The organism is uncultured Gimesia sp., assembly GCF_963976445.1.
In the GTDB taxonomy this organism is placed as follows: Bacteria; Planctomycetota; Planctomycetia; order Planctomycetales; family Planctomycetaceae; genus Gimesia.
In genome coordinates this window covers 1-10,548 of the sequence record NZ_CAXBKP010000053.1, presented here as the reverse complement: position 1 = coordinate 10,548, position 10,548 = coordinate 1, and the positions used below count along the sequence as shown (strand labels likewise).

Here is a 10,548-nt window from a genome sequence, read left to right as displayed (position 1 = left end):
TGCCGTTGCAAAAGAGACTCGTTGTTGGCATGGCAGACGATGCATTTCGACGTCTCGATGCCGGTGACCGATGTGTGGCATGCGGCGCAATTGTTTTCCAAATGCGCATGAGCGGCCGACAATTGGCCGGGTTCGGCCAAGCGTTGCCAGGTTGCGGGTTGTTTCAGCGCAGATTCGCTCGACGTCATGATCCACAGAACGACGAACAAAATGCTTGCAACAATGTAGATCCATTTGCTTTTCATGTGTCATTTCAGCCCTGCTTTTTCTTCTGTCGCTCACGTACGAGTCTGATTTCCACTTTCAGGCGATCTGACTGACTGCTCAGAATATCTGCCGCGGAACCATTCCCGGATTTATGTTTCGCCTCGGCAAGTTTCTCCAACTCACTCGCCAACTTAATAGATCTCTCCAGCAGCTTGATCCGCTCTTCATGACTAGTGGCGAGTTCGAGTTCCACCAGCAGAAGTTGCTGGCTCGCCTGTATAATAGTCTCCAGACCAGTTTCTCCGTTGCGATAAGCTTCTGTTTGTAATTTTACAAGTTGCGAAAGTACGAACTGACGTTTCTGTAAAAGTTCGACGATGGACTCCGCGGTTGCAGACGTTGGTTCGTTGCTGAATGAACCAGCCGGCCCCGCGGTCAGAATCGTCGCAATAAAGAAGCCGGTCACAAATTGATTAAGTAGAAGCGTCGTGTTCATAGATTCTCTCCTGGGAACATGTCAGTTAAAGGTTATGACGACATAAACCACCTCAGACCAAAATAGATCGCGAAGTACACATGCAGAGCCAACAGTCCGTACAAAATGAACGAAATTACGATGTGAAACTTGAGCCATTTCCCAAACCACATTTTAAATTCCTCATGGGTTGCAATGGCGTACTCGACATCGGCAATGGCTTCGGCCAAGCGAACCATTTCACGGGGTGACGAAGCAGCGGTATCATTTGATTGCGGCGAGGATTTCTCCGGAAGAAAAAAGCCCGCAGCCAGTCTGGAAAAGAAGCCAGCGAAGGCACGGATCGTGAGGGTTTCCTGGGGACGATCCGCCAGCTCTTTCTTAGTGTGATCATAAATCTTTACCAATTCACCAAGCTGGGCATTCTTCTCGCGGATTTCCGTTGAGATCTGTTTCATTAGGTATCGTCCCATAAAGCCGCTGACCACGACCAACAACATCATCGCCATCAGAGCGACACCAAGTGGGCTTTCGTACTTGTGGCCGCTATGAATCACTACCAGGATCGGTCCAGTGACTCCCGCATAAATGTGCCATGCCAGTAGCGTCCGCATGGATGCGTACTTTGTCACAGCTTTCTTGAGCCGTTTGACGCGTTTGATGATCATATAAGCGAGTGGCACGAGCATCAGTAGCGCACCGGTCACACCAAATACCCCGCCCCACGAACTACCAGCGAATCGCGGCGATTCGTGAAACGGGAATCCTAGCCAGGTGATGAGCATCAATACCACCAAACCAGTCACTACGATTTTTTCACGCTCTTTCATCTTCTTACGCTTCTACACTTATATTGCCGGTCGATTTTGCTTGACACGCAAGGATTATTCCGGCCTCTTTGTCTTCCGGTTCCAAGCCATCCGCGACTTCCATTGTAACTTTTCCTGATAAGAGTTTGACTACGCACACCCCACACGAGCCAACCCGACATGAGTATTCGATGTCAACATCTACGCGCTCGGATGCCTCCAAAACGGTCTCGTCCTCGTGAAATTGTGTTGACTTACCTGACTTGCTGAAGGTCACCGTTCCGCCTGTCTCAGCGATGTCCGTCTCAGCCGTCTTCGCTCTTTCTTTGGCCCGCACTTGTGGCTTCTGTTCGCCTCCGAAATTCTCGGTGTAAATGCGCTCCGCAGGCACTTTGAGTTCCACCAGCATTTTCTTGACTGCATCCATCATCGCAACCGGGCCACAGATGTGAATCCGTCTGGACGTAATTTCCGGCACCCACTCGGCTAGTAAATCCCGCGCTAGCCTACCCTTCCGATAGCCATCTATGTCTTCTTCGATGCGACTCATAGCAACGAAAACATGCAAATTCTCATGTTGCTCCTGAAGCCGCTTTAGTTCGGACTCAAAGATAAGATGCTCCGGGTCATGGCAAGCCACAATGAGGTAGATGTCACCACCCCAGACCATGTCCGTCAGTGCGCGAGTGACGCTCATCATCGGCGTAATCCCCACACCACCAGCTATCAACACAATGCTGTCTGCCTCTTTGCCGGTGAAGAAGAACTTGCCACTAGGGGCCTGCACCTCAATCGTGTCGCCAACTTTTAATTCGTCATTAAGATATCGTGAGCCCGCGCCATGCTCTTCCCTCTTGACCGTGATCTCGCAGTAGTAACCCTGGGTTGGAGACGAGGAGATCGTGTAACTTCGCCTGATCAGTTTTTCGCCGACCGGCAACGTGAGCGTGAGAAACTGGCCCGGCAAATAATTAAAAGGGATGCCGCCCCCATGGCAGGCGACCAGCCGAAAAGTTTTTACGTCGGGTGTTTCCTGGTTGATGCGGGCCACCCGCAACCGGCAAAGCTTCTTCTTACGAATCGACAGGAGACCTGCTGAGATATCTGGCCGATCAGTTAATTCCTCGTCGCTGGGGCAAGTCTCTTCCGAATCTTTGCAACAGTCGGCAACGGTTGCCGACTTATTAGAATCCTTCGAGGTTGCAGGATGCTCAGATTCAGTCGGTGAATCAGATGTTAGACTGGCCGAGGGAGGAACCTTCGTCGTACTGGCACCTTCGTTAGCCGACTCGGCTGTGGTCAGTTTCTCAAGCAGCGCCGATGCACGACGCATCTTAAAGAAGTACATGGCAATCATGGCGGCAGCGAAGACACTCAATACAACCATCACCCCTGTGTGAAAAGGCGTCATGCCCCAGAGCCGCCCCCCCGTCGGTTCCGCACCTGCAGGTGGCAGCAGGTTCATCTCGCGCTTAAACCATTGTAAAGCGACGTTGCGGGGCGATTTGCCCTCGGCGATCGCACGGTGAGCAGCCAAACCACTTTCAAACTGTGTCAATCCCTCGCGCATCTTGGCCGTGGCCACTTGCATCGCAGCGAAATCGTCGGCCGGTATCGTGTTGGTCAGTTCGTCAAGCCCAGCGGCTAACAGTTTCGTGCCTTCCATCATCCGCTGGTGGGCTTCCTGTTTGATCACGGCCCGTTCTTCCATGGGCAGGTCGGGCAAGTCCATCAGCTTGGGGTACAGTTCTTTGGGCTTGGGCGCGCCCATTTTCTCCATCATTCCACCCATGCCGCCACCCTTCCCACCTCCCATCATTCCACCACCCATACCAGGACCTTTGCCCGCCGGTCCTGCTTTACCTGTTCCAGACTGTCCCGGATGATGTTTTTTGTGCTCTTCGGGAGACACCTGCCCGTAGGTGAGTGACGTTACCATGAACGCAAGTCCGAGCACAGCAAGAAACGGCACACCGGTCCAAGGGATTACCTTAAAGTTCAGAATTAAGTCTTTGCTCATGCTCTCTCCAGTCACTCTCACATCAGCCGTCATAGGGTCGATTAACTTACGCTGGTCTCGTTCTCATCGTTAATTTGAGACGATGCCGTTCGAGAAATATTGGCTGGTGCCTTGTGACTCAATCGCTTCGCTAATTCGGTTCAATCCTTGAGCATAGGCTGCCGTTCGCATATTGATTGCATGATTTGTCATCAGTTCGTATATCGCATTGAACTCCCGAGCGATAATGTGCTGCAAGCGATCTTGTACTTCATCTTGCGTCCAATAATATCCCGCACGGTTCTGAACCCACTCAAAGTAACTTACTGTAACACCACCCGCATTAGCAAGAATATCTGGAACCACGAACGTGTTTCGTTTGACCAAAATCTCGTCAGCAGCGTTTGTTGTGGGGCCATTGGCGACCTCGACAATCATTGGCGCCTTGATTCGGCTGGCGTTGTCAGCGGTTATTTGATTCTCCAGCGCGGCGGGAATCAGAATATCCACACCCAATTCCAGCAGATCGGCATTGCTGATTGACTCGCCCGTGGCTGGATCATTTGTGGTACATTTGCACTCGGACTCGGCGTCCCCACAAACGGGACAATCGCATACCGATCGATCACTATAGACGCCACCAACCATCTGGCCTTTTTGTTTGAACTTGATGGCCCGTGGAATATCAAGTCCTTCGGCCCGATAGATACCACCTCGCGAATCGCTGATGGCGACGATACGGTACCCGTCAGCATGTAACAGTCGTGAGACGTGTTGTCCCGCATTTCCGAATCCCTGAACGGCAACACAGATGTCGGTTGGCTGCCAATCCTTCAGCTTCTCCAATTCCTTAATACAATAGTATGCTCCACGGCCCGTCGCGTCGTCACGCCCTAGGCTACCGCCCAAAGGAATTGGTTTGCCGGTGATCACAGCCGGTATACGTTGGCGATGAATCTTTGAATATTCATCCATCATCCAACCCATGATCATGGCGTTTGTATACACGTCCGGGGCCGGAATGTCAGTTTCTGGTCCAACAAAGTCTGCGACTTGTCCGATAAATCCGCGGCTCAGCCGTTCCAGCTCCATCCGTGAAAGTTGTTTTGGGTCAACAATCACCCCACCCTTTCCGCCTCCAAATGGGATGCCCACCACGGCACACTTGCAGGTCATCCAGAAGGCCAGCGCCTTTACTTCATCCAGAGACACGCCCGGGTGAAAGCGGATGCCGCCTTTTGTCGGTCCACGTGTGTCGTCGTGTCGGACACGATATCCTTGAAAAATCCGTAGCGAGCCATCATCCATGCGAACCGGTATTGAGACCTGCAGCACAGCCTTGGGGTGCCGCAGTCGCTCGATTGCCTCTTTATCAATTTTTGTGAATTCAGCTGCCTGATCAAGTCGACCAATTGCGTCCTCAAAAATTCCGTTAACTACCTGTTTGGCCATCGTTACTACCTCTTGAAATTATGTCTGCTATAGCCTATACAACGCTGAATGATGACTCGGTGTAGAAAGCACCAGTCTTCTATGGTTTCTTAGATGCTGCTTAGTATGACATTCTTCAGAATGTAGTCGTTTTTTTTCTTCTTTTACGGCCTTGGCAGCACAAGCCCTCCACGGCCAGTAATAATGGAACCATGATCCTGTCCCAATTGATCCCCGGTGATGCACGGCGCATCATATGTATTTAACAAACGCATAAACGTTCTCCAATTCCGGAATCTTGCTCAACACGCCATGAGTTCGCGTCCGTGGAAATTAACTCAGCGTCAGTGAAACGGCATTTCGTTGATTGATTCGTGCTCAGTGGCTGCACCCATTTGCTTCGTGGCTACTGTGTGGCGGGCATACCATTTCGCTGCCGGATAGGCGGTTAATCCGTGACTGAATACACTTAAAGCCACCGTCGCCATGGCTACTGCGAAGATCTCCTGCCGAGCAGGGATGGCAATTTCTTCCATCAGCACCAATGCAAATACAATCGATGCAACTCCGCGTGGTCCGAACCAGCCGACAAACAAACGTGTTTCCAGTCGCAGCCGTGTTCCCACAAGGCTAACTGCCACAGGCAGTATCCTTAGCACAGTTAACCCCATAATACTGTAGAAACATCCAAGAAATGTGATGTTGGCAAAGGCCAGCGGCAACAGGACGGCACCAAAAACTAGAAATACCAGCAAAGTTAGTAACTGCCCTTCGGTCTCTGCGAATTCGCGAACAGCGCCGCAGAGTGCGCGCGAGACGTTTCCGACGGTCAGTCCTGCACAGAAGGCCGCAATGAAACCGTTGCCGCCGACTAACTCGGCTGCACCAAATGAGAGCAGTGCCAAGGCGAGTGTCGTGAGTTCGAGAAACGAATGACTGATCCACTCGCGCCGTGACGCATGCTCAATCAGTTTACTCCCGACGTAGCCAACTCCGATGCCGACCAGTGGACCAAGGCCGACTTGCATCGCGGTAAAACGAACCCAATACGCGGTCGACTCTGGATGCTCAGCCACACGTGCGCCGCATAGAAAGATCAGAAACAGAGGTAGACATAGCCCATCATTCAAACCACTTTCGACACTGATGCTTTGGCGAATTCGAATCGGTACTAATTTATTCGTGACCACAACATGGGCCAAAGCGGCATCAGTTGGCGCCACAATCGTCGCCAATACAGCGGCCTGCCAAAAACCCAGTTCTTGGAATAACAACCAAGCGATAAGGGTACCGAGCGCAATGCTAAGCGGCAGCCCAATCGTCAGTAGCCGGACCGGCAGATTATGTTCCCTGTACAGCAATTTCAGGTCAATCCGCGATGCGTCTGTGAACAGCACGATGACCAAAGTCAGTTCAGCAAGTAAATATATTGCGTTGTTTGGCAATTGAAATTCGAGTAGGCGAAAGCCCGCATCTCCAATCAACAGACCGAATAAGACGAAGACCATCGGTGCTGTGATGACACTCTGCCGCAATCGCGCTGAAACAAGACCGAAGAGAATAATTCCCAAGGCGATAATGGTGATAGATTCTATATCCATGAACGATTACCCGATGCATCGCAGTTGCATTGAACGGTTGGGATGTATCAGTAACAGATGGTTGTGCGGAACAGATTCCCATTCCGACTCCTCGAGGAGTGGCCCAGACGCAATGATTACCGAAGATACTCGGTTAGATGGACGTGTTATTGAGACGTCCAGAGTGATCTCGACCTCCATGTAAAGGACGAATCGGCAGATAGCGAATTGGACTCCCACAGGTCCCTATACAACCGTAGGGCAGATTGAAATCCTGCCCTACGGTGACAGCTTGGTGCAATTCTGACCCTCACGGTCAGATTAAGTCTTAACTATTTCAGGTTTCTTTTTGCCTGGTTAGTGATGGTGTTTAGAACCGCTGCCAGGCTTGGTCGCACAGACAAACATCGCGTCATCACCGCACTTCGAGCAAACATGGTTCACTTCTTCGTTCTTTCCTTTGCCTTTGCCGGTACCAACAACAGTGACACTACCGCCACAAGCGGCACATTTGTGCTTTTGGCCAATAGTCAGCATTTTGACATGCGATTTGTCCTTAGTCACATGCTGGACCATCACATGCTTGCACATGCTACACGCCATGGCAATCGAGTCTCCCGGTTTCAGAGCTTCCGCCTCTGCTTGGGTCTTGATGTGGTTCATATGGACCGCATGATGCCCATGATGAGCATCATGTTTTTTGTCATCTGCTTGGGCTGCAACGGACCACCACACCATCATCGTAATGGCGAGTGTAAGTCCCGAAGTGATGCTAAGCTTGCTGATGAGGTTAGTTTTCTTTGTCATGAGCGTAGCTCCTTTAACTAGTTAGTTGAGGTTAATCATGGTTTTTCTGAACGTATATTGTGAGTGTGCTGTTTTTCGCCTCTCCTTTCATTGCCCAATGTGTGCAGGAAGAATCATACGACATCGACGAATCGATTCATCGTGCCGAAGTCATTTGGAACACATTTGGGACATTCATCCGATGTCTGGCAGTTTGGCTCACAGCACCACTGGCCGTCCACGACGAACTTATATTCATACCTCCCTGGTGGTAAATTCAATTCGGAATTCCAGTTACCTTTGCCGTCCGTTGTCATAGGTGTAGCATCCATTTGCCAGTCATTGAAAGTACCAGCCAAAAATACGACTTCAGCGTCTGGTGCATGGCATTTTAACTTCGTCGATTTTGTTTTTCGTTTTGACATAAATCTGTTCCTTGTTACATTACAAGAGGTTTTTTCGTCGAGAGTCTTAATGTTTCCGGAATCCACTTGGGTGGTCTTTTCCGCAGAGGTGATGCTTTGCTTCCCACCCACAATTAACTTCCCGAATCAGACCTGGCAGCATTTAAAGTTTTGGCGGCATATATGAATCGCTATAGTTGGATGCCGTGACAAACGATTTATTTGCTAAACGTGATATCGTGCCTCTACTTAACAATATTCTGCTCGTGGCAAATTACACGTCGTCGTAGCGGTGGTTATTGTGGCGATTGTTTGTATTCTTCATCTTGCTTTATAAGAAATTTGGTAACTATTTTAGACCTTTTCCCCCGTGAGTGATGACTTAGTTCTATTCGCGCGTACCCGTCGTCTTGTGATCTGGAGACAAGTTTCCGACGAGCGATTGTCGTTGTTCGTCTGTGAGAACCCTGGCTGCTTCACCGACGGCTCGGATGTAAGCGATCCGTTTGTCACTTCGGAGTTTTTCGATTTCACGAATCTTGGTCTCAATCTTGGCCGCGGCGGGCGTATCGGAACTGGTTAACACCCAAAGTTCCTGCTCTGCCTGCGAAATCCAACGGTCAAATGTGGCCTGACCCAACAACACCTTTTCCTTGATTTGATTCAGCTTTACTTGTTGTTCTTGAGTCAACGTGATGTGCTGTGAATGGTCGAGAAAAAAACTGGTGGCGCCAATATGATAGATGTGCGATGCGCCGGCAAACCCAGGCAATGCCGACGGCATCTGCATCTGCCCCATGCCTTTCATCTGTCCCATCATCGCCATGCCCGACATTCCACTCTTGCCCTGCATCCCTTTCTTCTCACTCATCATCCCCATTCCAGACATTCGCTGCCCGGACATCGATGCCATGCCCATGCCAACTTTTTTTTCCATACCTTTACCCATCATGCCCTTCATCGAACCGCTTTGCATTTCGGAGCCCATTTTGCCATCGTGCTTTTGCTGTAACGCCATTTCGAGTTTCGCCACTTTAGTTTGTAAGTCTCGGAATTGTGCGGCTAACGATTGGTCACCGGTGGTTGACTTGCCTGAAGTGTGATTCGTGTGAGGACTACCTTTCGCTGTAGAACTTTGTGCGCGGACTGTCCTCAAACTGACTAAACTCAATAAGAAAAGGACTGCGACCAAAGTCAAAACAATTTGAAAATTCTTGGTCCTTGTGGCGTAGTTCATTATAACGCTCCTCATTCAACTGATTTTTAACTGAGAATCTAGACGGAAACCTCTTTTATTTCTGATTTTCGAGCTTCGCCTTCGTGTTATCATGGTGTCTTTGGCAGCATCATGTTTGTATTCCGCATCAATCTATTTTAAGGCCAGAGAGAACTTGCTGTCGTGAGCATTGAGGATGGTCGCTTTCTAAGCCATTTCCTCTTCGGCCTTTAGCAGCAATCGCTGGAACGAAGTGCGAGCGGCCTTGCCTCGACTCTGACAAACAAAATCAATGAAATCTTGAATTTCTCATCCGTCTAGATCCGAAGGCACCAAGGAAGAACAGCAACTTCCTTGGTGAATCCCCTCTCGTTTGCAGGTATTCAATTTGTCAAAATATGAAATAATGCTCTCCTTCATTGTCTGTAAGGATCGCCAGTATTGTTGGAGAGATCACAAACACTTACTTTTTTGGTGTGGTTTCCTTCTTACTATTGGCTAGTTCCTTAATTTCGAGTTTACGCATCAGCGCTGCATGCTCAGCCATCGCTTTTTCCAACTCTTTGGTGATGTCACTGCAGCATTTCATCCCAGCAGTTCGATCGAACGTGTCCATCTGGCATTCAGCGTGTAGTTTCTTGTGTTGTGCTGTTGCATTCGTTAGATGGTCTTCAATTACCTTTAAGCTCGCCAGGACTTCTTTATCTCCGGCGTACTCTTTGCGGATCGTGGCGAGTTCCTTTTTCGTAGCGTCGATATTCCGCGCGAGTTCTGTGGACTCTGACCTTGCCAGTTCTGGGTCGATGGTTTGAGCATCACGAGTATAGTAATAGAGGTCACGAGAATAATCTCTCGCGTGATTCATGTTGCGCGATGAACGGAAAGTGCTCGACCCATAGTGAGGCTTTCCCATATATGGGCGCGATCCCGGCGGGGCAAACGCCGACAGATCTTTTGACAATATCGCAGGCGCGACGATAGCAAAACAGATTCCTGCTAATAAGAGACGTGAGTGTTTCATGATCTTCTCCCAAAAATATTTGAAATGTTAAATTGAACGCTATCGCTGGTATTGGATGCGTGATGATACCGGTTTCTTCACGACTTACTTTGAATTTGTAAATATCAGCTTTTTTTAGCTCACTTTGAAGAAATAGTGACCTGGCAACATTGAAATATAACTGCGGGAGAATTGGTCCATTTGGGTTGGCATAATCGACAGAACGAACTTAAAGGGGCCATTCTATTTATGTAATGAATCGCCTCCCCTGATGATGGAAGTGATTGAAATGTAATGAGTTCAGATTCAGATTGGAGATTTTCATCTCACCAGTTTCTGCATCGATTACATGATAGAGATGCAAGCGTAACCTCTATTGACTCTATGTCTGATTATGAAGATACTCCCGCAGTCTACCCAAATCTTTAGCATCTACATTTTTGCGACACATCCTGAAAAGATTGACGATTTCCAGATAGTTCGCCTGTAGTTCATTTCTGTATGGACCGATTTAAATGGATAGAAACTTCCTCGCTGACACAGGGCAGCAGAGAATAAAGGGTTTTTCTTTCATGTGGATGACTAATACAATCACGACTCGCATTTTGATCTGTCTAGCTATGCTGACAGTTCCATTGCAA

The 10,548-nt window shown here is 49.3% G+C and carries 10 protein-coding genes; all 10 read right to left on the bottom strand.

Annotated features, from left to right (window positions below):
- Window positions 1-245: hypothetical protein (locus AAC022_RS26925; RefSeq protein WP_339736393.1), on the bottom strand; the 245-nt coding region annotated here is incomplete at its 3' end.
- 8 nt (window positions 246-253) lie between these two features.
- Entirely contained in the window at window positions 254-703 is a 450-nt protein-coding gene (locus AAC022_RS26920; RefSeq protein ID WP_339736391.1) for a TolC family protein, read from the bottom strand.
- 32 nt (window positions 704-735) lie between these two features.
- Window positions 736-1,512, bottom strand: a complete 777-nt coding sequence (locus AAC022_RS26915) for a hypothetical protein (protein ID WP_339736389.1) — start codon at window positions 1,510-1,512, stop codon at window positions 736-738.
- A 4-nt stretch (window positions 1,513-1,516) separates the two neighbouring features.
- Window positions 1,517-3,511, bottom strand: coding sequence for a 2Fe-2S iron-sulfur cluster-binding protein (locus tag AAC022_RS26910; RefSeq protein ID WP_339736387.1), 1,995 nt, complete (start codon window positions 3,509-3,511; stop codon window positions 1,517-1,519).
- A gap of 69 nt (window positions 3,512-3,580) precedes the next feature.
- Window positions 3,581-4,942 (bottom strand): Glu/Leu/Phe/Val dehydrogenase, encoded by a 1,362-nt coding sequence (locus AAC022_RS26905; RefSeq protein ID WP_339736385.1) that lies wholly within the window; start codon window positions 4,940-4,942, stop codon window positions 3,581-3,583.
- 323 nt (window positions 4,943-5,265) lie between these two features.
- Window positions 5,266-6,522: a cation:proton antiporter gene (locus AAC022_RS26900; RefSeq protein WP_339736383.1), complete on the bottom strand. Its 1,257-nt coding sequence runs from the start codon at window positions 6,520-6,522 to the stop codon at window positions 5,266-5,268.
- Between the two features lie 336 nt (window positions 6,523-6,858).
- Window positions 6,859-7,308, bottom strand: a complete 450-nt coding sequence (locus tag AAC022_RS26895; protein WP_339736381.1) for a hypothetical protein — start codon at window positions 7,306-7,308, stop codon at window positions 6,859-6,861.
- Between the two features lie 113 nt (window positions 7,309-7,421).
- Window positions 7,422-7,712: a glycogen-binding domain-containing protein gene (locus AAC022_RS26890; protein ID WP_339736379.1), complete on the bottom strand. Its 291-nt coding sequence runs from the start codon at window positions 7,710-7,712 to the stop codon at window positions 7,422-7,424.
- Between the two features lie 367 nt (window positions 7,713-8,079).
- The gene (locus AAC022_RS26885) at window positions 8,080-8,928 is read right to left on the bottom strand and encodes a hypothetical protein (protein ID WP_339736377.1); all 849 of its coding nucleotides are present in this window, start codon (window positions 8,926-8,928) and stop codon (window positions 8,080-8,082) included.
- Between the two features lie 442 nt (window positions 8,929-9,370).
- Window positions 9,371-9,928 (bottom strand): hypothetical protein, encoded by a 558-nt coding sequence (locus tag AAC022_RS26880; protein WP_145187188.1) that lies wholly within the window; start codon window positions 9,926-9,928, stop codon window positions 9,371-9,373.
- Window positions 9,929-10,548: the final 620 nt, after the last annotated feature.